The 24603-nt window shown below is 50.2% G+C and carries 16 protein-coding genes and 1 pseudogene; 5 read left to right on the top strand and 12 right to left on the bottom strand.

Annotation, left to right across the window (positions count from 1 at the left end):
• The first annotated feature begins 240 nt into the window (after positions 1-240).
• On the top strand, positions 241-1545 hold the full coding sequence (locus BM331_RS01665; protein WP_074926409.1) for a M18 family aminopeptidase: 1305 nt from the start codon (positions 241-243) through the stop codon (positions 1543-1545).
• Between the two features lie 18 nt (positions 1546-1563).
• Here the strand turns inward: BM331_RS01665 and recD are convergent, their stop codons facing one another.
• The 7 genes and pseudogenes from recD to BM331_RS11965 form a co-directional block, all read right to left on the bottom strand.
• Positions 1564-3603, bottom strand: a complete 2040-nt coding sequence (recD, locus tag BM331_RS01660; RefSeq protein WP_074926407.1) for an exodeoxyribonuclease V subunit alpha — start codon at positions 3601-3603, stop codon at positions 1564-1566.
• Positions 3591-7283 (bottom strand): exodeoxyribonuclease V subunit beta, encoded by a 3693-nt coding sequence (recB, locus tag BM331_RS01655; RefSeq protein ID WP_074926405.1) that lies wholly within the window; start codon positions 7281-7283, stop codon positions 3591-3593. The genes recD and recB overlap by 13 nt, the downstream gene beginning before the upstream one ends.
• Positions 7284-7305: 22 nt before the next feature.
• Positions 7306-10875 (bottom strand): exodeoxyribonuclease V subunit gamma, encoded by a 3570-nt coding sequence (recC, locus tag BM331_RS01650; RefSeq protein ID WP_083414646.1) that lies wholly within the window; start codon positions 10873-10875, stop codon positions 7306-7308.
• 171 nt (positions 10876-11046) lie between these two features.
• Entirely contained in the window at positions 11047-13125 is a 2079-nt protein-coding gene (locus tag BM331_RS01645) for an exonuclease/endonuclease/phosphatase family protein (protein WP_256214766.1), read from the bottom strand.
• Positions 13126-13149: 24 nt separating this feature from the next.
• Positions 13150-13476, bottom strand: a pseudogene (locus tag BM331_RS12335) (DUF262 domain-containing protein); the annotation flags it as partial.
• A 149-nt stretch (positions 13477-13625) separates the two neighbouring features.
• Entirely contained in the window at positions 13626-15188 is a 1563-nt protein-coding gene (locus tag BM331_RS01640) for an AAA family ATPase (RefSeq protein ID WP_218154526.1), read from the bottom strand.
• 56 nt (positions 15189-15244) lie between these two features.
• Positions 15245-15391: a hypothetical protein gene (locus BM331_RS11965; protein ID WP_218154525.1), complete on the bottom strand. Its 147-nt coding sequence runs from the start codon at positions 15389-15391 to the stop codon at positions 15245-15247.
• A 298-nt stretch (positions 15392-15689) separates the two neighbouring features.
• Here BM331_RS11965 and BM331_RS01635 point away from each other — a divergent pair, with 298 nt between their 5' ends.
• Positions 15690-16214: a cytochrome P460 family protein gene (locus BM331_RS01635; protein ID WP_074926798.1), complete on the top strand. Its 525-nt coding sequence runs from the start codon at positions 15690-15692 to the stop codon at positions 16212-16214.
• An 8-nt stretch (positions 16215-16222) separates the two neighbouring features.
• Here the strand turns inward: BM331_RS01635 and BM331_RS01630 are convergent, their stop codons facing one another.
• The 5 genes from BM331_RS01630 to BM331_RS01610 are packed head-to-tail and all read right to left on the bottom strand — an operon-like array spanning position 16223 to position 21040.
• Positions 16223-17422 carry an ABC transporter permease gene (locus BM331_RS01630; protein WP_074926399.1) on the bottom strand — a complete coding sequence of 400 codons (1200 nt, stop codon included), beginning with the start codon at positions 17420-17422 and terminating at the stop codon, positions 16223-16225.
• Positions 17423-17427: 5 nt separating this feature from the next.
• A complete protein-coding gene (locus BM331_RS01625) occupies positions 17428-18630 on the bottom strand; it encodes an ABC transporter permease (protein WP_074926396.1) in 1203 nt (400 codons plus the stop codon).
• Positions 18627-19298, bottom strand: coding sequence for an ABC transporter ATP-binding protein (locus BM331_RS01620; protein WP_074926394.1), 672 nt, complete (start codon positions 19296-19298; stop codon positions 18627-18629). The genes BM331_RS01625 and BM331_RS01620 overlap by 4 nt, the downstream gene beginning before the upstream one ends.
• Positions 19295-20449 carry an efflux RND transporter periplasmic adaptor subunit gene (locus tag BM331_RS01615; protein ID WP_074926392.1) on the bottom strand — a complete coding sequence of 385 codons (1155 nt, stop codon included), beginning with the start codon at positions 20447-20449 and terminating at the stop codon, positions 19295-19297. The genes BM331_RS01620 and BM331_RS01615 overlap by 4 nt, the downstream gene beginning before the upstream one ends.
• A 12-nt stretch (positions 20450-20461) precedes the next feature.
• Positions 20462-21040 (bottom strand): DUF2062 domain-containing protein, encoded by a 579-nt coding sequence (locus BM331_RS01610; protein WP_083414644.1) that lies wholly within the window; start codon positions 21038-21040, stop codon positions 20462-20464.
• 147 nt (positions 21041-21187) lie between these two features.
• On the opposite strand from BM331_RS01610, the gene BM331_RS01605 reads away from it, so the two are divergent.
• The 3 genes from BM331_RS01605 (at position 21188) to BM331_RS01595 (ending at position 24601) form a co-directional block, all read left to right on the top strand.
• Positions 21188-22843, top strand: a complete 1656-nt coding sequence (locus BM331_RS01605; RefSeq protein ID WP_074926390.1) for a MutS-related protein — start codon at positions 21188-21190, stop codon at positions 22841-22843.
• A 137-nt stretch (positions 22844-22980) separates the two neighbouring features.
• Positions 22981-24090 carry a 3-deoxy-7-phosphoheptulonate synthase gene (locus BM331_RS01600; RefSeq protein WP_074926387.1) on the top strand — a complete coding sequence of 370 codons (1110 nt, stop codon included), beginning with the start codon at positions 22981-22983 and terminating at the stop codon, positions 24088-24090.
• 31 nt (positions 24091-24121) lie between these two features.
• Positions 24122-24601 carry a hotdog fold thioesterase gene (locus tag BM331_RS01595; protein ID WP_074926384.1) on the top strand — a complete coding sequence of 160 codons (480 nt, stop codon included), beginning with the start codon at positions 24122-24124 and terminating at the stop codon, positions 24599-24601.
• Positions 24602-24603: the final 2 nt, after the last annotated feature.

Genomic DNA, 24603 nt, shown 5'->3' with positions numbered 1-24603 from the left:
CTGGCCATGTTGTCAAAGTATCTGCTCCTGACGACATACCTTCTGTAACCGATTTACGGCCATTTCCATCACACAGTGTATTAGCACAGGTTGTAAGTACATCCAGCCCATGCATTTATAGCAGATGATTACAGTAAACTGGCTACAATTGCTTACTCATCGGAAATTACCAACAGTTACTTACTGAGACTAGCTGTACGCCATCTATTATTTTATAACTTCCCTTTAAAAACAGAGATCATGACAGCTCAAACGTATGTGCAGAATCTGCTGGATTTTATCGACAACAGTCCAAGTCCATGGCATGCCGTTGCTTCAATCGAAGCAGAAATAGAAAAATTTCAATTTATCCGGCTTGATGAAACAGCCAAATGGCAGTTGCAGCCGGGCAGGCGCTACTATGTGGTGCGAGATGATTCCTCAATTATATTATTCGTCCCAGGACAGAAACCACCGGCAGAATCCGGATTCAGAATTATCGGCGCGCATACCGATTCTCCCGGATTGCGGATCAGGCCGAATGCCGCAACTGCCAGTGATGGTATTGTCCGCTTGGGGGTTGAAGTTTATGGCGGTCCCATTCTCGCTACTTTTGCTGATCGCGATCTAAGCTTAGCCGGGCGCGTCAGTTATACCTACGGGCATGGACATCTTGCACATAAATTGGTGCGTATTGATCATCCCTTGCTGCGTATACCAAACTTGGCAATTCACATGAATCGAGGTGTCAATGAAGAAGGGTTGAAGCTGCACAAGCAGAATGAATTGTTGCCATTCCTCGCGCAATTGACCAACGACCAGCTGCCGCAATCTTGTTTTCTGGCACTGCTGGAACAGATGACAGGGATTGGTGCTTCACAAATCCTGTCCTGGGATCTGGCCGTTCACGATACACAGAAAGGGGCATTCTGGGGGACAAGCCAGGAGTTTTATACCAATAGCCAGATTGATAATCTGGCCTCCTGTCATGCCGGATTACAGGCAGTACTGGATGATACTGCACTCAACCATGCTGCCAGTACGCTTGTTTGCGCATTTTTTGATCATGAAGAAATTGGCAGTGAAAGTCATATTGGCGCGGGTGGCAGTTTCTTGACAGATATATTACAGCGGATCAGTCTGGCCACCTCTCCGGATCACGAAGATGCTGCGCGCGCACTGGCGCAGAGTTTTTTCATCAGTGCAGATATGGCACATGCCTATCACCCCAATTTTCCCTCAGCCTATGATGCAGATCACAAAGTATTTGTGAACCAGGGGCCGGTAATCAAATTTAATGCCAATCACCGCTATAGCTCGGAAAGCATTTCTGCCGCCCATTTTATTCACTGGTGTGAGGCAGCAGAGGTACCTTATCAGCGCTATTCGCACCGCTCGGATTTACCCTGTGGCAGCACAATCGGGCCAATGACTTCGGCCAAGCTGGGTATACGCAGTATTGATATCGGCTGTCCAATGTGGGCCATGCACAGCATTCGGGAAAGCGCTGGCGTGCAGGATCACGAATATATGATCAAAGTGCTGAAACAGTTTTTATTGAGTTAGCGTACCAACCGCTCCTGATCAGGATGATCCGGCAAATAATCCGCCGGAGCGCTGCAATGTGCGGGAGACAGCTTGATCAATAATGTTGTTGTCAGTGCAAATGATGGATAACCAGCGTTTTCCCCGGGTGATGCCGGTATAGATTAACTCTCGTGTCAGAACAGGATTTAGCTCGGGGGGTAACAGCAAGGCACAATGCTCAAATTCCGAGCCTTGTGATTTGTGAACAGTCAGCGCAAAAACAGTTTCAATAGACAAGAGACGGCTGGGCAGCACCCAGTGAATACCACCGCTGCCATTTCCTCTGGTAAAGGCAACCCGTGTACTCCATTCCAGTTTTCCGGTTGTCCTGTTATGCATAGGATAGCTGAGCGCTATCCCGATATCCCCGTTCATCAAACCAAGCGCATAGTCATTGCAGGTAACCAGTACCGGGCGGCCTTCGTACCAGATATTGCCAGGTTGAATTAGTTGGTGCTTGGCTAGCAGGGTTTCAATATGCTGATTCATACCGCTGACCCCAAATGGACCATTTCTGAGTGCGCATAGCAACTGGAAACGGCCGTGCGATTGCAACACCTGATGTGCCCAGGCATCAAATGCAGCTTGTTCTGCATCCAGTGGTGGCCGCTCTGTTTTGATGGTGCCCAGATAACCCGCAACCCCTTGCGGCGCATCTTTTTCTCCGGATTGGCCAAGCAGAATGGCTGTCAGGCGTTTGTCTTCGAGATCAGGTAAGTCATGACGGCACAAGTCACCATAGCCCTGCGTCCAGATTGTGCGAATAGTTTCCGGATCGCCAGTATTGACTGCACGGGCCAGTTGCCCGATGCCACTGGCAGCATCAAAGCGCCAGCTTGCCCGCAACATCACAATATGCTGGTCGAGTAGCAGACCATCAGCATCCAGCAGAACAGGATCGATCTTTTCTCCGACTATCGCTTCAATCCATGCGGCTGTTTCAGGCTGGAAATGCCCTTGCTGAGCCCGGTGGCACAAGGCACCCAGTACAGAACCCGCTTCAACAGAAGCCAGTTGATCCTTGTCTCCCAGGATAATCAGGCGAGCGTGAGAGGGTAGGGCCAGGAGCACAGCCGCCATCATTTCCAGATCAATCATGGAGCCTTCATCAATCACCAAAACGTCAAGTGGCAACGGGTGGCGTGCATCATGCCGGAACAGCCGGGAATCCGGACGCGCACCCAGCAGGCGGTGCAGAGTTGTTACGTCGCTCGGGATGCTCGTTTTCAGCGCGGTATCGTTCTGCACAAAAGCAGGCAGCTTGTCGATGGCGCCAGCAATGGATTCCTTGAGGCGTGCTGCTGCCTTGCCAGTAGGGGCGGCCAGGCAAATTTTAAGGGGGCGTTCCGGATTCTGGATAAGTGCAATCGATTGCAGTAGTGCCAGCAGACGAACCACGGTAGTTGTTTTTCCGGTTCCTGGCCCGCCGGTGATGATACTGAATGCACTGCGGGCAGCGAGCGCGCAAGCGATTTTTTGCCAGTCCGTTTGTGCATACACAGTACCGGTTGATGGAAAAAGTGCATGCAGTTTGTCTTTGAACTCAATGTCAGGCAGTTGGCTGATAATCTGCTGGCTACTGATCAACCGCTGGTAGATGGCGGTTTCTACCTGACGCTCATAACGCCAGTAGCGGCGCAGATACAGGCGAGTCCCAGTCAGCACCAGTGGTGTATTTTTCTCATCCTTGCTGATCAGTTCCGTTTGTTGCGTAAGCCAGCCGGATGCTTTCCAGTCCGCCAGAAGAACGCTGATATGCTGAATTTCTTTTCTGGCAGAGGGTTCATTCTGATCAGAGGGCAACGACAATACCGTACAAGGATCACTTAAGAGATTGTCCAGATCCAGGCAAACATGGCCTCGCCCCAGCTGATGACTGACCAGAGCGGTTACCAGCATTAATACCGGGTCCATAGCGGGAACTTCAGTTTTGAAAAAACGCACCAGGGCAAGATCCAGCTCGCGCAGCCAGCCACGGATAACCCAGCTTTCCAGCAGAGCCAGCATTTCCTGCGGGTTTGTTGTCAGAGTGCGCATGCGCTACCTGCTGTTTTCCCGGCAAACAGCTCATCCAACGTGTCCATTAATGCTCCCGGGGGACGTTCAAAATGGACACCGGCTGTGGGTGCGTCAATGCCACGTACGAAGAGGCAAGCAGCACCGCCCACATGTTGTTCGTAATCGTAATCGGGCAGGCGGGATTTGAGGAGCCGATGCAAGGCAAACAGATAAATGACGTACTGCAGATCGTAACGGTTGGCACGAATCACCTCGTCCATGGCAGCTGCGGTGTAATCCTGATCTGTAGCACCGAGCCAGTTTGACTTGTAATCCGCAACATAATAGCGCCCATCGTATTGAAAAACCAGATCCATGAAACCCTTGAGCATGCCGTTTAACTCACTCTGTGTCAGATGCGGGCGTGGGCGATTTGCCAGTGTCTGTTTGATCACGGCGGCATCCAGCAGAGTCAGATCGACATTGCTGGCTTCCACCCAGAATTCCATTTCGGCTTTCACCACAGTCAGCGAATTGAGGTGAATTTTGGTTGGGCCGAACGGCAGGGGCGTGGTCAGCATGCGCTTGGTCCAGTCAACAAGTGGTGCCACCCAGGTTTCCCAGTGACGCATCTTGCAACGACGCTCGATGGTGGCACGTAAATTAGTTTCATCACTTGATACGCTAGTGAAACCGGTGTTGGCGACCCATTCCATCAGTTCATGCAGAAAAATACCTGCTTCAGCTCCTTTGAAAAAACGATGAATGGTCACGCCTGCCAGTTGTTCTGAAACAGGTTGTAGTGAGAGGGATGAGCGTTCAAGTTGTTCTTCCTCCAGGAGATTCTCTGCCTGTGGCGTGTCTTCCTGAGCCATTCGCGTGGATGGGACACTGCCATCAACCCGAAGCGCTGAATAGCTGCTGATACGCCAGTTTTCTCTCACTGCCCGCAGCGGGCGGCAAGCCTCACCTGGCGGGGCTGATCGGGTTTCCGCAACGTATTGCTCAAGGTTGCTGTCCGGTTTGTCCGCCACGCAGAAATCAGGGTGTTCCTGTATAAAAGACTGGAGAGCATCAAGATATTGTTCAGCCGGGATAGTTTTCAATCCGAATAAATGGCCAATCGCGCTTGATTCGTTCTTGATGGGTGCCAAACCCAGCCAGGTCAGATAACAGGCGCGCGTTAATGCCACATAGAGCTTGCGCACGTCTTCACGGAGACGTTCCAGATCGGCACGCACTATGATTTCAGGGTTAGCAGAAAGGGAAATTTTTAACGTCCCCTGATCGTCGTGCCATTTGAGCGGTATATCGCTATTTTTGATGGGCCGGGTTGCGCAGATGAAAGGTAAAAAAACCAGTGGATATTCAAGTCCCTTCGATTTGTGGATGGTGACAACCTTCACCAGATCGCTATCGCTTTCCAGGCGCAGTTTCTTACTATCCGTTTCTCCCTCGGGTACAGCAATTTGCTCGGCCAGAAAACGGATCAACGCATGTTCACCTTCCAGCGCAAAGCTCGCCTGCTGCAAGATTTCTGCCAGATGAAGCAAGTCAGTCAGGATGCGTTCTCCGCTCTGGCCATTGAGATTCATCTTGAGTGCAAGCAAGCGATCGCCACATTTAAAATCAATCAGAATACGGCGCAACATTGGGAGCACTCCCTGCTTTTGCCATAACTCGCGATAGCCCTTGAATTGAATCACTCGGGCTTCCCACGCCGCTTCATCCGTATTGAGGGAATCAAGTTCTGCCAGCGTGAAGCCCAGCGATGTTGTGGACAGTGCGGCGCGCAGCAGGCGATCATTGTCGGGCTCGGCACAGGCGGCCAGCCAGCGCTGGGTTTCGGCTGCCTGAGGAGTGGCATAAACCGTGTCCTTGTCGGATAAATATACTGAACGGACACCCCGTTGCAGCAAAGCCTGGCGGATGCTGGCGGCTTCATTTCCGTTATTGACCAGAATGGCCATATCCCCCGGCCTGATTGCCCGGAAAGGTATGTCCTGGCCGATAAATCCGATTTTTTCAGATTCTCCGCCGTTCAGCCAGTCAACGATCCGGGTAGCACAGAGGGCAGACATCTGCTCAATGTAATCGGTTTTTGAGAGCTCTGTATGTTGGGCTGAAACAGCCAGCAGCATGGCAGGTAATATCTTGCCAGTAATCTGGAATGTATCCTTGCGGCCATTGGCTTTAACTTCCAGGAAAGGCACGGGGTTATCGTCCCCGGTTTTGAACAGGAATGCGCCGCGAGAATCTACCTGGTTTTCGACATATGCAAAGCAATGATTGACAGCATTGACCATCGCTTGAGTTGAGCGGAAATTTGTATCCAGCGTGTAGCGTCGTCCCGCAACCGCTCTCCGGGCCTTGAGATAGGTATGAATATCCGCCCCCCGGAAAGCATAGATTGCTTGCTTGGGATCACCGATCAGGATGAGCGCACAATCGTTCCGATTACCGGAAATTTCATAAATACGTTCAAAAATACGGTATTGAACGGGATCGGTATCCTGAAATTCATCAATGAGCGCAACCGGAAATTGCTGGCGGATGACTTGAGCGAGTTGTTCACCGTAAGGGCCGGTGAGGGCAGCTTCAAGGCCGGTCAGCAGATCATTGAAACCGATCTGGGCGCGGTGTTTCCGAATGGTGTCAAATTTTTCGTTAATCCAGCGGGCGGCATGGCTTAGCAGTTCAATGCCGGGATCGGGCAGGTTATCAAGAGTCTCCTTCAGCACAAGAATTGCATTGAAAGCGGGATGATGGGAGGGGGTACCTTTTTTCCATGCCTCCGCGATCCCTTCCGACGTCAAACGCTCCCAACCCTTACCAATGTCTACGCTATCTATAGCGGGATCGCTGGCCCAATCTCTTAGCTTGTTCAACCAGCTGGTGTACCAGTCAGCACGCAGTTTGCGTCCATCAATCTGGCCAGCTGCCCCGGCAGTATCGAGCAGCACCTGCAATTCGTCCGCCCAGGTACTCCAGGGTTGTTTGAGCCTGGTCAGCAGATCATGTTTGTTTTTCTGGCTGGTGCTGATAATGGTCGATGGATCCGTGGCGGATAAATCCGGCAGTTGATCCACATAATCGAGTAGGGGGTTGACAGCTTTTTCCAGTGCAACAGGGCTTTTCCAATAGCCATTAATCTGGGCAATCTCTTCCAGGGCGAGCGAGTAAAAGAAAATTCGCCAATAGTCTCGCACCACTTCTGCTCGCAATTCTGTTTGATCGGTTTCCAGCTCCTGGGTAAAGAGGCTCTGGCTATCAAAGGCATGTTCCCGCAGCATCCGGTTGCACCAGCCATGAATAGTCGAGATGGCTGCTTCGTCCATCCATTCGGCTGCCAGTTCCAGTTTGCGCGCACAGACAGGCCACTCGGCAGGTAGATATTCGGTGAGTAGCTGCTGCAGCGGATCAGCATCGTTCAGTGGTTGCGCAGTTGTCGGGTCAGCTCGAAAGATGCGAGCAGCTTCTGTCAGACGTGTACGAATCCGATCACGTAATTCCTTGGTGGCTGCTTCCGTAAAAGTTACCACCAGAATATCTGGGGGTGTCAATGCGCCACCGGAAAAGGCAAATTCCCCCTGATGCCCCAGAATCAGGCGGACATAGAGCATGGTGATGGTAAAAGTTTTACCGGTACCAGCACTTGCTTCGATCAGGTGGCTCCCGGTCAAAGGGAAGGTTAGGGGATCAAGCGGCGTAATGTTCATGACTGGTGATGTGTGTTGACCCTTATTCCGGATTCCAGGTATTTACCTTGGGTTTGCCAACGTGTTGCATCAACGGAGCGTACAAATCGTCACAAAGTTGCGTAAAGCGGCCGTTTGACCACAGTTGTGCAAAGGCTGGATAAAACCGCTGCAGATAAGCGTTTTGACTGGCTTCACCAGTATGTTGGTGGCCATCTTCATATTGGCTACGGGCGGTGCCAACAGCTTTTTGCTTACATGCTGTCAGAGGGCCGTTAAAAGGTATTCCTTCTTTTTCCAGCCAGGCAAAACCGGTTTTAGGTGCCAGTGGCAGTGGTGTACACAAGCCGTTAACGTAAGCTTCAATAATTGTATTGAAGTATTTCCTGGCAAGATCTGGCGCCAGTGGATTGATTTGTACAGGATCATTCTTGCCAATGATTATGGTCGTGATCGGCTGACTATCAAGATGCGCAGCCAAGTGGAATATCCAGGCAGCAAGCAGTTTCTCGTGGCGGCATTTATTGTTTTTCAGTAAATTGCTGGAACTCAGTTCGATCCGGCAGTATTTATCACCATTGTTTGTATTGCTCGTGTTGCTTGCATCATGCATACAGTAGCGCTGTGTGATACGCCCCTGCACAGTGATTGCCACACCATTAGTGGTGACGTATGGATACTCAAATGTCTGGTCTTCCAGTGGAAATGGCCAGCTGGTAATCGCCTCGCGATAACACGTAAACATTTTGTCTAAGGGATCGGCCAGGGTTGCTTTTAGCAAATCTGCCATTCCGCCCAGCGGCAGCTCACCGCGTCGCCAGGTTCGATCCAGTTGTTGTTCAACAGCGGCTATTTCGTCATTTTCGTGGTTGACAGCATCCAGCCGAGCCTGAATCAATTGATCCTGGAGTGACCACTGTTCCAATCCATCCAGAATGAAAGGTTCGTGGTCTTCGCTGGTTAGATCATCCATCTCGTAATAAATACCCAGCCGTTCACGGCAGAAGGTTTTGACGGGATCTTTCAGAAAGGCGATCAACTGCCCGAGCGAGACGGGGTTATTGAAAACGGGCAATGACAAAGGAGGTTCCGTAGAAGCTGGAGCCGGTGGACTGGTGAGTTTGCGCTCCCATTCGCGTGCATAGGTGAACAACGCTGAAGTGGCCGGATCCTTACCAAAATAATCCTGGCTGAAAGCTTGCAACTTGTGTTCAACCGTCAGGGCAGCCAGCAGATCGTTATCCGGGGAATCCGCCAGTTGCCAGCAGGCTGCGATGTGGTCACGCAACTGGCTGACCAGTACGGATGGCGGCAAATCGGAATTATCCAGCATACTTTTGCCCACCCAGCTGATATGCAGTTTTTCCCGGGCGGAGAGCAGAGCTTCCAGAAATAGATAACGATCATCTTCCCGGCGGGAACGATCACCCGGGCGAATGTCCTGCGCCATCAGATCAAAATCAACGGGTGGGCGGGTACGGGGAAATTCGCCATCATTCATGCCCAGCAGGCAGATCATCCGGAACGGAATGGCACGCATTGGCATCAAGGTTGCAAAAGTCAGCGCGCCGGCCATAAAGCGTTGCGCCAGGTTGGGCTGATCAATTTGGGCCAGCCAGTATTCACGGATAACAGCCAGTGGGATCATTTCGGTAAAACCGGCGGCTGTACAAGCCTCAAGCCAGGCATGCAAGCTGGCTTGCAACTGCAAAAGCAGGGCCGTATCTTCTGCTGTTTCGCTTTTGAAAAAATCCTGAAGCAGGAATTGCAACCGCTGGCCCCAAACGGCAGGGGCGGCAGGCTCCGCAAAGGTTTCGGCAAGTGTTTCAAGTTGGATCAGCAATCGGGCTAGCGGGCCAACCAGCGCGGCTTCCAGCCCTGAAATCTCACCATAAGGTTCAATGTCACGCCAACTGTAATCTGCGCGCCCGGTGGGATCACAACCGACGGCATAGCCCAGTAACATACGCTTGAGTCCCTGCGACCATGTGTTTTGCTCGTGACTTTCCTGGATAAATTTTGCGCGATGGCGAGCACTCAACCCCCAGCGGATGTTGGTTTGTCTGATCCACTGATGCAGGCGTGGCAAATCGTCACCAGCAATCCCAAAATATTGTCTGACAGCCGGAACGTTAAGCAGATCGAGCAGATCACTGACAGTCAGGCGTGATTCTGGGACATCCAGCAAAAATTCCAGGGCAAATACCAGTGGCGCTTGCTGGCGTTGCGTGAGATCAGCCATTGAAAATGGAATATAACGCGCATCAGAATGTTCAACTTGTCCGAAAACCGCTTCAATATGGGGGGCATAGGCGTTTATATCAGGCACCATCACGATGACATCACGCGGCCGCAATGTTGCATCCGCATTGAATGCTGCCAACAGTTGATCGTGCAGAATTTCAACCTCACGTTGAATGCTGTGCGCGCGATGAAAGCGGATTGAACGATCGCTGGCAGGATCGACTGCCGGCCATGTATCGCGTGATTCATCCACCGTGCGCAGCAGGCGGATGTCGTCTTGCAACTGGTTTAGCAGCGTTGATTCTCCATGACTCTGAAACAGATCAATCCGCTCGCCGACCTGTTCAAACCGGGCGCGGTAGGCATCAGGTTCATCCAGCTCATCCAGCAGGGCAATGTAATCACGGCCTTGCTTTCCCCACGCAGCCAGCAATGGATGGGCATACAGGTGTAAAGCATCTTCCGTGATATTTGCAGGCGTATTACTTTTACGGGCATGCCGGTTTGAGGTCCGTCGAGCATGGTCTTTTTCAGAGAAAAGATTAGCCCAATAGTGCTCGCAGGGATTGTGGACACACAAAAGAACCTGCGTGACAGGTGAGATGGCCAACAATACTTCCAGTGACTGACGCGGCAATGAAGACAGGCCAAATACAGAAATACGGTGCGGTAATCCGTCAGGCCGTTTTTTTAATTGCTTGGCAGCATCCAGAAAACGTTGATGCACAACTGCCCGGCTACTCTGGCCGGCTGCTGCTCCCACATCTTCAAGCAAAGCGCGCCACAGCATAGCTTGCCAGCAGTGAGTCGCATCGAGTGGGCGGGCAATATGGTGAGTGTTGTACAGTACATGCTCCCCTCTGCCCCAGGCAGCGAGCCAATCCGCACGGTATACCTGATATTGATCGAAAAGATCCGCAATCTTTTCAGCTAACTGGTAGCGTTTGCGAAGATCGTTATCCTGTTCTAGAAAACGTGCCAAGGGTTCATAACCCGGCAGGGGAACAACATCTGGCAGGAGACGCATCAGGCGCCAAATGAGCAGCGGCTTATCAAATGGGGAAGTGTCTGGTACAGCATTAGGCCCCAGTACCGCTCGATAAACCCGCCAGATAAAGCGGGCGGGCAGCAGCATATCGAGTGCTGCCGCAATACCACAACCACTGTCAGGAGCATCTGTCGCATTCGCTGCCAGCGCGAGCTTGAGCCATTGAGCAATCCCGTTGCTCTGTACGAGAATGGTCTCATCTTCCAGCGGATCAAGAGGATGCGCTTTGAACCAGTGCACCAGCAACTGCCGCAACAGCTCGGGCTGATTGCCATGGATAACCATGAAACCGCTTGTAAACTGACCCTGACCTTCAGGCAAGACAAAACTCCTTTTTTATTGTGCTGAAAGTATTGAGTGTATCCATTCAGGCTGAACTACAGGTAACTTCTGTCCGGGCTTCGGGAACATCACAGCTCTGGCATATTTGGCCTTTTTGTCAACACGATCAGAAACAGCCAGACTTCCAGCTCATACGTCGTAACCTTTACGCTAATCATTGGCAGCAATATTTGTTTGTGAAATAGTTGATTGATTATCAGACTGCAATAAATGACCGATCAAAAGATTGTCATACCATTCCCCATAGATGCGAAGTAGTCTGGTTCGTGCTGCAAGTACAAATTCATATACTTTACGAGGGGCTTCACTATTCTGGGGTTTATCCTTGTTAAATCGAATATCCTTTGTTTCCAATGAAAATGTATCCAGTTCAAATGGGTTCAACAGCATACGTGTGCTCTCATCTCGTGGCAGGCTTTTGTTGGCTTTTTCATCCTGCCTGCTGCGGTTCTTTTCGAATGGATAAATGTGCAGGTTGGCAATCGTATTGCCCCACTGTTTACAAACTTCCATCAGGTCATTTTCGGTTCTCATGTCAGCAAATGCACTTTGCGGCAGGATATGGTCAAAGTCCCATGGCACGTTATGAGCATCCCAATATCCGATATGAGATGAATCGTAATTAGGAAAGCAGGATGCCATCTGTTCACGTTGAGCGTACATCAGTAATAAACCATTGTTATTTCTATAGTTATAGTCTTTCAGTATCTTTATCAGGCCGCCATACTTTGCCTGGCGTTCATCAGCTGTCTTGCCTTCTTTTTTTGCCTGATCTGTAACCAACGTATCCCACCATCGCCATTTACCAATGCTGTCTTCGTTAAAAGTATCGATGGAAATGTAATCGCTTAATTGCTCTGGTGTCAGTATGTTGGCCATGGTTTTATGTCGCTGATCATCAGAAAGTTCGTGTAATTGTGTGAGCAAAGGTTTTTGATTTTTGAAAAATGCTGATCCATCGCACCATTCGGCAGGTGAAGTTTCCCAAAGCCACCTGACAGCCCGTTGTCGATCTTGGCTAAACCAATGTAAGGCTGTTGACAATCCGAGCAGTTTCCGCCGTACATCTGGTTCAGGTTCTTGTGTTGTATGATGGGTAAGTCGAAGTAAGAACAGAAAAACTTCAGGTGCTTGTTCCGCCATGCGGGAACGTAATACCGGTGGTAACCCCCATCTCTGATCTCGATTGACATCATCATACAAAAACCACTTATCCAGGCGTTGCAAAGCAAGCTTTATGGGGGCTTCTGAAGATACTTGTCCCTTCAGAGCAAACATAGTTTTAATACGATCGAGTTCCCCCTGACGCATCTTTTTGCTGTCATCACTTGGTTGTTGTCCGTCATCAATTCGTGCCAGAGTGCGCAGCGTCGTAACATTCAGAGGAGGGGGGAGTTTGTCGTCATCAGTAGCTAATGCCAACTGAGCACCAAGTAGGGCCACTTGAGTTTCCGGTGGGCGTGTTTCGATATTCTGGATAGTTTTTTCAATTCCGGGCCAGTAGGCTTTGATCATGGAGTATGCCAGATCATTACCGCGGAGTTCGGTACCACCAGCATTCAGGCGCTGAAACAAATGTTCGACGTTTGCAATTCGATCAGTAGTAGCGGGTTTATTATTTCCACTACTTTGTCCCTCTTCGTTACGGCTGGGTTGAGTGAGCGCCTCGACAGGTACCAGTAGAGCCATTAGTTGAGTGGAAACAGCCCTGGCTAGTGCTTCTGCTAAAGCCAAAAGCTGAGGTGCTTGAGGTTGCTCCAGCCATGTTTCTAGTATTTCTTGTACGCGATAGGCCCAATGAACCAATAATGGGCGATTCCTGGGGTCAAGTTGCTCAGAAGGTAATGGGTTGCGCCCCTCGATGAATTTTCGGCAACGCTCCTTTACCTTTCGCCACAGCTCCACACTTTTTTCCGGAGTTATCAGGGTGCCGCTTTCTTCTAATATGGATTGTGCCTCAATCAGAAGCCAGGCCAAGGGCACTGGAGCGTTTGCTACATACGGCCAGCCTTGAATAGGGTGAGGGCGTTCACCATTTTTAACAGATTTGTTGCAGTTAAATGCTTCCAGCGATTGTTTCGCTTGTTCAGCAGATAAACGCTTTGTTTCACGTAATTCATCTACGTTAAAACCCCATGGGTGAGCCTTGGTGGTTACACGTAGTAAATAATTCCGTGTCGAATTGCGTGGGAACAGCCCTGAATCTGGAGCGATATCCAGCCACAGCAAAGTATCTACCTCCACATCCTTGTCGGAGTTTCCCGGATCGGGATAGGGATCAAGAAATCCAAGACCAATGGCACTTGCCCGCTGCTGACCATCAAGAAGGTGGTGCGTGGGTGTAAATTCATCACTATCCTGATTTACTCCAATACCGCGTGAAGCCTGATTCGTTAGCTTCTCGCAAACGACCAGAGATCCTATCGGGAAACCACGCAAAATTGAATCCCATAGCAACTCGATCTGATTTGGTTTCCATACAGCACCCCGTTGCAAAGAAGGTAAAGCAGCCAGAATTTTGGGTTGTTGTTTAAGGGATAATTTTCGCACTGCCGACAGCTGCCAGTAAGCTATGTCCATTAGACTCAGCGGGACAGGCTCATTAATAGCCCGATGTATCCTTGAGTCAGGAAATCGTCCGTGGATAATTGATCTGAGTTCAGTGGTGGTGTGCATGTTATTTCCCTTATTTGTTTATTTGTAGAAGATTATCCAATGCGAGTTGGTGTTCAGGTAAATCCAGCAGATGTGCTTTTCCCTTCCTTGACAGCACATTCTGCTTCAAGGGCAGATATCAGTGCTGCGGGGGATTCAATTGGGCGAAAGCGATGCTGGCGTATTACAGCGGCAAAATCTCCGGGTGTCAGGTGGTGTAAGCGTTTGATCTGAGACCGAAGATCCGGCTGTGGCACGGATAAATCTAATTGCTTGCAGTGGCGGCACAGCAGTTCCCATGCTTGTTCCGAGCGTAGAAAATCAAATTTCACCTTGAGATCAAAACGACGCAGTGTTGATTGATCTAAATTTCCCATCAGGTTGGTTGAAGCGATAAAGACCCCGGAGAATGATTCCATTTGCGTCAGCATTTCATTGACGAGGCTGATTTCCCATCCTTGATGTGCGTTCTGACGATCCTGCAAAAAACTATCTATTTCGTCGATCAGCAGGAGTGCACCTTCTTGCTCTGCCTGCTGAAATGCTTGGGCGATATTTTTCTCGCTTTCACCCACCCACATTGACATTAAATCAGATGCACGTTTTACCAGTAGCGGGATGGCGAGCTGTTCTGCTAGCCATCGTCCGTAGGCAGTCTTACCGGTACCGGGTGGTCCGTATAGACAGAGGCGACCAGTGCGCACTCTGATAAGTCCAGCGGAAATATAAATCAGATCAGCATCAGCGTGGATGAAGGCTGGATCAATTCCATGAACGGAATTAGACAACCATAAGGTGGGTACCGGCTTGCCTTCCAGTACCCGATTGATCCATGCTTTGCGTAACTGGGCAGTGCTTTTATGGCCAAAATAACTTTTACCATCATCAAAGACATCCTCAGCTTCATCAAAAGCAATCAGTACTTGACGATGTGCAAAAAAACTTTGAGTAGCGCGGAAAACACGTAAGCGCTGCTCACCATCTATTGGATCGCCTCCATCATCTTCACTTGCCACCTCGAACAGTTCGTAGCCTAATTCATCGGCGAGCACACAAGTTAGTTGGCTTTTGCCGGTTCCGGGTGCTCCATATAACAGAATGTTGGCCCCGTGCTGCTGGGTGGCTGTGACATGGCGTAAATAGGGAAGCAGGATTTCCAGGGAAGAATTGATATGGTTGTAGTCAGACAGATCAAGCTGTCTGGGGGCAGCAGTAACTACGGTGCCACGCAGCAGATTGATTGGATCGGTTTCTGCGGAGGTAATCTGATCAGCAAAGCCGTAAGAAAGCAATCCCAGTTTATTACGCAGACAATGAGAATTGTTACGATCAATTGATAACAGCCCGGAGCGTGCGAGGGTATTCTGACTGCTTAAGGATTTCCAGATTTCCTGTTCGGGTAAATTCAGAATGACTGATAATGCGTGGAACATCCTGGTTGATGAGAGCGAACCAAGAAAATTGCCAACGTTCTCCAGTAGAGATTCGTTGTGAAGCAGTATAGAAAATTCTAGAATTCTACAGTCAACCGTACTGAGATCAACCAGATCAGACAATTGCTTGATGTTGTTACTCAGGGGGGCAGATACAGATGCATTGGCCCATTGTTCTTCCGCTTTCTGGTGTATTAATTTCAATTCTGAAAGAACAGTTTTAGAATCGAAGTTATCAATCCATTGTTCCAGACCGAATATTATTGCCAGCGTATCGTGGCTGAAACCGTGAGAGCGTAGAAATTCGCGTATCCATTAAGTGGTATCAGAATACGCAGCAACCAGAGCTGGATAATCAGATCGAGATCACTTGTAGTCTTTGTAGTATATCCTCCCGGTTTTATCATGATGGATTCATCCTTTTCTTGATGAGAGCTATCATCCTTTCTCCCATGACGACAATAAACATATCCCTTCCTGAAGCAAGCAATCAGGCTATACCTGATTTTATCGACGTATGGGAGAAAATCTGTAGTCATCCCGCAGTATTACTATTCAGATGACGGGTTTCATGATTTGTGTGGGGTATGTCTATAATGTCAGTGGAATTTGCGTGTTTTGCACGCATGTTTCGTTTTCTGCTCAAAAGCAAATCATGTTTGCTGGTGATTTGTCTGCAGGATGATTTTTAAAAGGAGAGAAAAAATGAAATCAAGTTTAGGTTTATCTGCACTGGTCGGTTTAACGTTGTCATTCCCTGCCTTTGGGGGAGGGAACCCGGAGTTTGTTAAATTCCCGGAGAATTATGCGCAAACGTTTACTCTATATGCCACGGCTAATCGCGCTAACCAAACACAGTTAGCCAAGCTTTATGCCAATCAGGTTGCTGTGGATAGTTATAAGAATGGTGAAGAGGCTGCTTCCGGCGCGGTTGTGGTTATGGAAATCTATGCCCCTAAGAAAGATGCCGAGGGCAAAATCCAATCGGGTGAGGATGGCTTGTTTGTCATCGACAAACTGGCTGCTGTAGGCGTTATGGAAAAAAGAAGCGACTGGGATGGTACTTTTAAAGCTGAAGATCGCTCAGGCGGTTGGGGATTTGCCTTGTATGAACCAGATGGCAAAGTGAAGGACAACGATTTGAATTGTGCGCAGTGTCATACTCCACTCCAAAAACAGGACAACCTGTTTTCCTTCCAGAAGTTAGTTGATTACGTAAAAAATCACTAAAGCCAGGCTCACTCGGCACGCAGGGCATCCACTGGATTAAGACGGGCTGCGCGTATGGCGGGAACAACGCCCGCTGCCAGCCCGATTATCCCTGACAGAAGCAATGCTGCGATGACATAGCGCCACGGGATGCTGATGGGCAAATCGCTGACCAGTATTCCCAGTAATCCGGCAATCCCTGATCCTGTGAGTAATCCGACAACACCCCCCAGCGTCGAAAGTGCGGTTGATTCCAGCAGAAACAGGATACGGATACGCATGGGAGTCGCACCCAATGCATTCAGCAAGCCGATCTCGGCCATCCGTTCTGTCACAGTGATGTGCATCAGTGTGATCATTCCCACTGCTCCGACCAGTAATGAAATTCCTCCCAGTACCGCGACGGCAAAAGTGAGTACATTCAGTACGGTAGATAGTGTACTGAGCATCTGCTGTTGTGGTGTTATCGTAAAATCTTCGCGCCCGTGCCGTTTAATCATGATGCGCTTGATATCTTGCATGACCTCATCCAGTGGTGTAGCTGGTGGATAGACTACCTGAACTTCCATCACGCCTTCTCGGTTGAAAATTTCCAGTGCCCGTGCAGTGGGAATGTACACCGTATCATCCAGATCGAAGCCCAATACCTGGCCCTTGGCGGCCATAACACCAATGATACGAAAACGTGAGCCACCGACTTGCAGCACCGAGCCAAGCGGATTAGTGCTGCCGTACAATTCCTTGTGCACTTTTGCACCAAGCACGGCAAAGGCGCGTGGATTACGTGGATCATCCGCTGGCAGGAATTGTCCGATTACTGTGTGCATATTAAATGCCCGGTCAAAATCTGGCCCCTGGCCATACACAGTGACGCGCCGACTGCGGCCGTTACCACGTACTTCCGCATTCCCAGTGACGGTTGCATTGGTGTAGACCGCATGGCGAGAGGATTTTAACGCGAGCGAATCCTCAATTGTCAGCAGACGCACGCTGCTAATCGATCCGGTCGAAGCACCGCGCGTACGAGTCTTGCCGGGGGTGATATTCACAATGTTGGTTCCAAACTGGGTGAATTCGGATAACACAAAACGCTGAATACCTGCGCCGATTGATGTCAACAGGATCACGGCGGCAATGCCGATGGCAATACCGGATGCAGACAGAAATGTGCGCGTTCGGTGAGCAGTCAACGCGCGGAGTGCAAATTTCAGGGATTCAACCAGATTCATCGATTTTATCGCTTGCCAAGTGCATCGACTGGATCCAGTTTTGCCGCACGGATTGCCGGTAATAATCCCGCCAGAACGCCGGCCAGTACTGCGACTGCTACCCCGGCAAAATTGGCCCAAAGAGGTGACCAGGCAGGCAACTGCGGATACGCCAGACGTAAGGCCCAACTGCCTGCCTGCCCCAGTATGAGTCCGGCCAGGGCTCCTGCCAGAGATAGCCAGATGGCTTCAGCCAGAAAAATATAACGAATGACAGCAGCCGGAGTGCCGATTGCCTTGAGCAGCCCAATTTCTGCCGTGCGCTGACTGACCGATACCAGCATGACATTCATCACCAGAATACCGGCAACCGCAAGGCTGATGACGGCGATGCCGGCAACCCCCAGTGTCAATGCACGCAGGATACGTTCAAATGTGGCCAGTACAGCATCGTGGGCAATTACGGTGACATCATCTTCGCCATCATGGCGTCGAATGAGCGTTTGACGAATTGCTTCCCTGGCATTGTCGATTTCGCCATGATGGCGGACTTCAATCAGTAACCGGAACAGTGAAGTAGTGTTGAGTAATGTCTGAGCGTGCTGGATAGGGATAATGACCAGTTCGTCTGAGTTGTATCCCATGGATTCGCCTTGTACCGCCATTACACCGGTCACTATGAAGCGCCGATCACTCAGGCGAACGCGCTGCCCCAGTACATTCCCATCCGGGAAAAACTCCTGTGCAATCTTGGCACCCAATACAATTTGGGCACTATTTTCATCAGCGCTTGAAAGAAATTTTCCCTGTGAAAGTTTCATGTGACGGATTGGGAAAATATCGGCCGTGGTGCCCATCAACGTGACTTCCCGCAGCTTGCCCACGGCAGAAAGTTCAGCCACACCGACATTCAGTGGAGCGTAACGGCTGACCTGTGGCAACCTTCCTACCCAGTGAGCATCATCCAGCGTCAGATCTCTTGACGTCTGACCCATGACTGCGCCAGGAAAACTTCCTGCTGTTTCAGCTCGGCCAGGCAAAACAATAATCAGGTTGGTGCCGATCGAGGAAAATTCATTGACGACATACTGGCGCGCGCCATCGCCCAGCGCAGTCAGAATGATGACGGCAGCCACGCCCAATGCCATAGCCAGCACAATTAAGAGCGAACGGGTAGGGTAGCTGGTAATGGTTTTAAGGGAAAAATGCAGGAGATCCTGTGGTCTCATCGCTCGTCGGTTTCGATCCGGCCATCACGCATCGCAACGCGGCGTCGGGCGCGCAATGCCAGTTCGCGATCATGCGTCACGACGATAAGCGTGGTACCCGTTTGATTCAATGCTTCCAGCAACGCTGCTACTTCTGAGCCGATACGATGATCGAGATTGCCAGTCGGTTCATCTGCCAGCAATGCTGTAGGACGCAAGATTGTTGCGCGGGCAATGGCCACCCGCTGGCGCTGTCCACCAGACAGCTCCGCCGGCCGGTGGTGTGCACGATCACTCAGATTGAATGCCTGTAAGGTTGCTGCGATGCGCTCCTTGCGTTCTGTTGAGGGCATACCAGTCAGTATCAGAGGGATTTCAATGTTTTCTGCAGCCGTCAAACGCGGGATCAGATGGAAAGACTGGAAAACAAAACCAATTTTTTCCCGGCGAACCTGTGCTTGCTCAGTTTCTGACAGTACGGTGACGTCCCTACCATCCAGCAGATAATGCCCGCTGTCCGGCCGATCGAGTAAACCGATAACATTCAGCAGGGTTGATTTTCCCGATCCGGAAGGCCCCATAATGGAAACATATTCACCAGAGTCGATTGTCAGATCAACATGGTCGAGTGCATGGATAGCCTGATCCCCCATGTGAAAAATCCGAGTGATACCCGAGAGCTGTATCATGGCTGAGGAGATTTGGGGGTCACTTGTGTGCCCGTTTTGATTTCTCCATTATCGCCGGACAGCAGTACCTGATCCCCTTCAGACAACCTTTCAAGCACTTCGGTATAGGCCCAGTTTGCCAATCCCGTTTTCAGTATTTGCTCCTTAAGCCTACTGTCCTGATCCAGTACCCAAACCTTGTTGTCCTGACGGATAACCTGAGTGGGAACGCGCAGTACATTTTTACGGTGATCAATAATTGTTTCGATATCCGCGCTGTAACCTACCAGCAGAACAGCCTGATCAGGATTGGTAAATTCGGCTTCCACATCCACCGTGCGTGCCTGTTTCTCGACTTCAGTCACATAAGGGGCGATACGACGTACTTTTCCCACAAAAATCTGGCCAGGGAGGGCGTCCAGCGTGATGCGTGCAACTTGTCCTACCCGGATTTTGGGTGCATCAACCTCATCCATCGGTGCACTGACATACAAGCAGGAATCATCAATCAGATCAACTGCTGGCGGGGTGGGAATTCCCGGCGGGGAAGGGGTGACATATTCGCCCAGTTCCCCTGTGATTTGAGCAATGACCCCAGCAAAGGGCGCAATCAGCTGCGTTCGATCCAGGTTGGCCTGACTGACTGCAATCTGTGCACGCGCTCGCCTGACTTCTGCACTCGTGGCGGCGCAGGCTGCCCGGTTGGCTTTGGCAGTCGCACTTGCATCATCGGCGCGTTGTACGCTGACAAATCCTTTTCCAACCAGTTGTTGGGTGCGGATATATTCACGCTGCGCATTGTCGGCCAGGATGCAGGATTCCTGTCGTCGGCTTTCTGCGGTAGCCAATTGCTGTTTTGCCAGATCATGTTGTGCTTGCAGATCAGTATTCCATAATTCAAGCAGCACCTGACCTTCCTTGACCCGATCTCCTTCTCTGATTTCCATGCGGATAACCTGACCACCTGCTTGTGGAGATAATTTGGCCCGTCGGCACGCCTTGATCGTGCCAGCGCGCGTATTGACCACAGTAGCTTCAACAGCGCCGCGACTAACGGTCGCCAGTTCCACTTCCAGAGGCTGGCTTCTGGTTAAATGCCAAGTGATGTACCCTGCTGCGGTAATCAGCAGTGCAATACCTGCTATGCGAAGCAGTAAACGTGTTCCAGGCATGAAGATGAAAGGTTAGGGGTTATTATTGGAATTATGGTTGCGCTTGGCTCGTTTATGCCATGCATGGATAACGTAGTAACGCCAGAACATGCGTACCGCAAAATAGCCAGTGACAGATAACAGGGAGGCCAGTAAAAACAGCCCGGTAATCAGTGGTTTCCCGAAGGTTGCCAGATAGTCCGTCAGCACGGGAGCCCACTCAGAAAGATGTTTGTCCAGCAAATGCAATTCCAGCGGAGGCAGCTCATCCATGTTACTTACCTTGCTGCCGATCACCCAGCTGCCCAGGAAATACGCTGCCACATAAAGCGGTACGATAGTAAAAGGATTGGAGTACAGCGTCGCAAATACAGCGATGGGCAGATTGACCTTGAAAATCACGGAAAACAGGGTGGCAAAAAAGAACTGCACCGGATTGCTGCCCGGAATTAGACCGGCGAACAGACCAGCAGCCACTCCTCCGGCAACCGAACGGCGATGCAAATGCCAAAGGTTGTGATGATACAGCAGCGTGCCAAAAAATCGTACAAAGCGGCTTTGCTGGATACTTTCGTGGGAAGGCAGATATTTTTTAAAAATTTTACGCAGCATAGTTCTTGCCCGCGAAAATCAACTACTTAGTAATTAATAATAAGGCTGGGAGAGGGGTTTTGTCACCATTAATCCCTGCATGAGGTAGCAAAATCGTCTAAAGTTGCGCGAACCGAGTTCAATTGCAACCCATCAATATATAAAAATATGAATGATACATCACAAGCTGATACCACTTCTGTCTGGCGTGGAAGTTTTATTTTGTCATCCGGCAAACATCAGGCACAGATACGGGATACCAGACCCACTGCAGATAATTATGGGACGCTGGATGCCAAGACTTTTGTTGCGGTGGAAGCTGACGCCCTGTTTGACGAAATTAACCATGCACAAACCCGAGTAGGGCAATCTGTACTGTACCGCTCAATTGCGCGCCCGGTGACTGATGCTGCATTATTACAAAGCAAGCAGGAGGCATTGCGTGAACTTGAATCCAACCCCGAGCTGCTGGATGCCCTGGAGAAGTACATCAAACGAATGGCATTTGATGAAACCTCACTATACCATCTGCTTTACGGCGAGTTTGCAGGTGGACTGACAACCGATGATCCCAAAGATAAGACCGGTAAGGAAAGACTGGAATTTGGTGGATACGGCTATCGTCAGTTTATTGATGGCACTAGCTTTATCGTGGATATGGTGGATCAGGCAGAAGCACTTCCTATTCCCAATAGTGATTACCTGTGCACACTGGTGCAAGCGTTGCGTGATTTTGCCCGAACACGTACTTATTCCCTGATGCACGGACCCATCTATGTCTCGGAAGGAAAATTTCTGACGAGGGAGGAAAAACCCCGCTTACCTACTCCACGTTTTCGCCCCTCCGTGTTCAAGTGGCCGTTCATCAGTTTTTTTCTGGTTTTTATGGCTGGTCTGCTTTTTTTCTTTCAGAGTACGCTGAACGAACTGGGTGCCAGCTATATTGGCTACGGCGTTTTGATCCTGCTTGTGCCGATCATTCCGATCATTTTGCAGGCAGTTAGCGCATCCGATCGGGATTCGGTGATCTACCCGTTGCGAAAACTGTTCCGGAATAGTGAAGATCTGGCCAAGGCAATTGAGGCATTGGGGATGCTGGATGAATTGCTGGCATTATGCCGCCATGCGCGTTCCATACCAGGAGATTCTGTTCTGCCGGAAATCTATAGGAATGAACGTCACACGCTGATTGCTTCTGCCGCCAGAAACCCATTGCTGGTACGGACTCGTCCTGATTATGTTCCTAACGATATTGCATTGGATAACAATAAACGCCTGCTGATCGTGACGGGGCCAAACAGTGGCGGAAAAACAGCCTACTGCAAAACGGTTGTTCAGATTCAGCTACTGGCACAAGCCGGAGCGTATGTGCCGGCGGTACAAGCACGCATAGTACCCGCAGAGCATATTTTTTATCAGGTGCCTGATCCCGGCCAGCTGGAGGAGGGAATGGGGCGTTTTGCGCATGAACTGAAACAAACCCGCGAAATCTTCTTCAATTCGACACCACGTTCTCTGGTGATACTGGATGAACTGGCGGAGGGTACTACCTTTGAAGAAAAAATGACGCTCTCGGAGTATGTGCTGAAAGGATTTCACCAGCTGGGTGCCACTACGCTACTGGTGACCCATAATCACGAATTGTGCGAACGTTTACAACAAGAAGAAATCGGAGACTATCTGCAAGTTGAATTTGCTTTGGAAAAACCGACACACCGGCTGGTTCCGGGTGTCTCGCGCATCAGCCATGCAGATCGTATTGCCAGTGCAATCGGTTTTAGTAAGGAAGATGTAGCCAGTCATCTGGCTTCGTTACAGGAATGATGGAGATTAGCGAGGCATCGCAGTAAAATACACCTACTTGATAAAACAAAGCCGAACTACATACTGTAACAGTGGGTAGTACGCTTTTGTGGAATAACGAGGACAAATGGAGAGAAACAATCATCGAGGAATTATCAGTGGAACATAAAACTGACGATCGACGCATTATCAGGGGAGACGAGCTGATCACACCGGTAAAACTGCTCCAGGAATACCCTCTGACTGAGCAGGCAACGGAAACTGTGGTCACTGCCAGGCAGGAGTGCCATGACATATTGAGGGGAGAGGATGACCGGTTGCTTGTTATTTGCGGCCCGTGCTCCATTCACGATGTAGATGCAGCCGTAGAATATGCTTCCCGGCTGAGCTACCTGCGTCAGGAACTGAAAGGTCAGTTACATATCATCATGCGGGTTTATTTTGAGAAACCCCGCACAACCGTTGGCTGGAAAGGCCTGATCAATGATCCGGATCTAGATAACAGTTTCAATATCGACAAAGGGTTGCGACTGGCTCGCGATTTATTGCTGAAACTGGGTAACACAGATATGCCGGCTGCTACTGAATTTCTTGATCTGATCAGCCCGCAGTATGTGGCCGACCTGATCAGCTGGGCAGCTATTGGTGCCCGGACAACAGAAAGCCAGGGGCATCGCGAACTGGCTTCCGGTGTTTCGTGTCCGGTAGGGTTCAAGAATGGAACCTACGGTAATCTGAATATTGCAATTGATGCAATTGGTGCCGCCTCTCATCCGCACAACTTCCTGTCAGTCACCAAAGAAGGGCGGGTGGCCACTTTCACAACCAGGGGAAATGAGGATTGTCATATCATCCTGCGCGGTGGAAGATCACCAAATTATGATGTAGGGAATGTTGCTTCTGCGGTTGAGGCGTTAACAAAAGCCAAGCTGCCTCCTTATCTGATGATCGACTGCAGTCATGCCAATAGCCACAAGGATTACCGACGTCAGCCGGAAGTGGCTGCCGATGTTGCGCGACAAATTACAGCAGGCAATCGCTCAATCAGTGGCGTCATGCTTGAAAGTCACCTGGTGGCAGGCCGGCAGAATGTGGAAGGCAAGCAATTGAAAGAGCTGGTTTACGGGCAGAGTATTACAGACGGCTGTATTGATTTCGAGACGACACAACAGGTACTCTCCGATCTGGCCGAAGCAGTGGAAAAACGCAGAGGTAAACATGGCACCGAACCGGTGTTGATTCCAGCCCATTCTGCTGCAATTTCCTGAGTACCCGACCTGTCAAGTATGCGGAGACAATATGAGTTCTGATCAAGCGATCTGGTTTAAAAACTACACCATTGACTATCTGGAAGGGTTGCGCAATGCCAATATGGGTGTGCATATTGGCATACGCTTTCTGGAAGTTGGCCCGAATTTCCTTCAGGCCAGCATGCCAGTAGATCATCGCACCACCCAGCCTTTTGGCATTTTGCACGGCGGTGCCAGCTGCGTGCTGTCTGAAACCTTGGGCAGCGTATCCGCGTGGATGACGATCAACCCTGAAATTTACCGGGCTGTTGGTATCGAAATAAATGCCAACCATATCCGGGCGGTGGCTGAAGGCAATGTCATTGGCGTATGTACGCCGTTGCATGTCGGCAAACGCATCCAGGTCTGGCAAACGGACATTACCGAGGAAGCCACCGGCAAGCGTGTTGCTGTTTCCAGGCTGACTGTTGCCATTATTGAACAGGGCACACTCAGCAACCAGAAAGAAACCGTCATTGTCGGCAAGTAACA

This window comes from Nitrosomonas eutropha (genome assembly GCF_900116685.1).
GTDB classification, from domain to species: domain Bacteria; phylum Pseudomonadota; class Gammaproteobacteria; order Burkholderiales; family Nitrosomonadaceae; genus Nitrosomonas; species Nitrosomonas eutropha_A.
The sequence above is the reverse complement of the archived record's forward strand: the minus strand, read 5'-3'. Positions and strand labels throughout refer to the sequence as shown.

What these genes read in the sequence shown, in the direction of transcription:
- recB (WP_074926405.1), bottom strand. Translation starts at nt 7,283, where the DNA reads ATGAACATTACGCCGCTTGATCCCCTAACCTTCCCTTTGACCGGGAGC.
- BM331_RS11965 (WP_218154525.1), bottom strand. Translation starts at nt 15,391, where the DNA reads ATGATAAAACCGGGAGGATATACTACAAAGACTACAAGTGATCTCGAT.
- BM331_RS01665 (WP_074926409.1), top strand. Translation starts at nt 241, where the DNA reads ATGACAGCTCAAACGTATGTGCAGAATCTGCTGGATTTTATCGACAAC.
- BM331_RS01605 (WP_074926390.1), top strand. Translation starts at nt 21,188, where the DNA reads ATGAATGATACATCACAAGCTGATACCACTTCTGTCTGGCGTGGAAGT.
- BM331_RS01615 (WP_074926392.1), bottom strand. Translation starts at nt 20,449, where the DNA reads ATGCCTGGAACACGTTTACTGCTTCGCATAGCAGGTATTGCACTGCTG.
- BM331_RS01620 (WP_074926394.1), bottom strand. Translation starts at nt 19,298, where the DNA reads ATGATACAGCTCTCGGGTATCACTCGGATTTTTCACATGGGGGATCAG.
- BM331_RS01625 (WP_074926396.1), bottom strand. Translation starts at nt 18,630, where the DNA reads ATGAGACCACAGGATCTCCTGCATTTTTCCCTTAAAACCATTACCAGC.
- BM331_RS01635 (WP_074926798.1), top strand. Translation starts at nt 15,690, where the DNA reads ATGAAATCAAGTTTAGGTTTATCTGCACTGGTCGGTTTAACGTTGTCA.
- BM331_RS01610 (WP_083414644.1), bottom strand. Translation starts at nt 21,040, where the DNA reads ATGCTGCGTAAAATTTTTAAAAAATATCTGCCTTCCCACGAAAGTATC.
- recD (WP_074926407.1), bottom strand. Translation starts at nt 3,603, where the DNA reads ATGCGCACTCTGACAACAAACCCGCAGGAAATGCTGGCTCTGCTGGAA.
- BM331_RS01595 (WP_074926384.1), top strand. Translation starts at nt 24,122, where the DNA reads ATGAGTTCTGATCAAGCGATCTGGTTTAAAAACTACACCATTGACTAT.
- BM331_RS01630 (WP_074926399.1), bottom strand. Translation starts at nt 17,422, where the DNA reads ATGAATCTGGTTGAATCCCTGAAATTTGCACTCCGCGCGTTGACTGCT.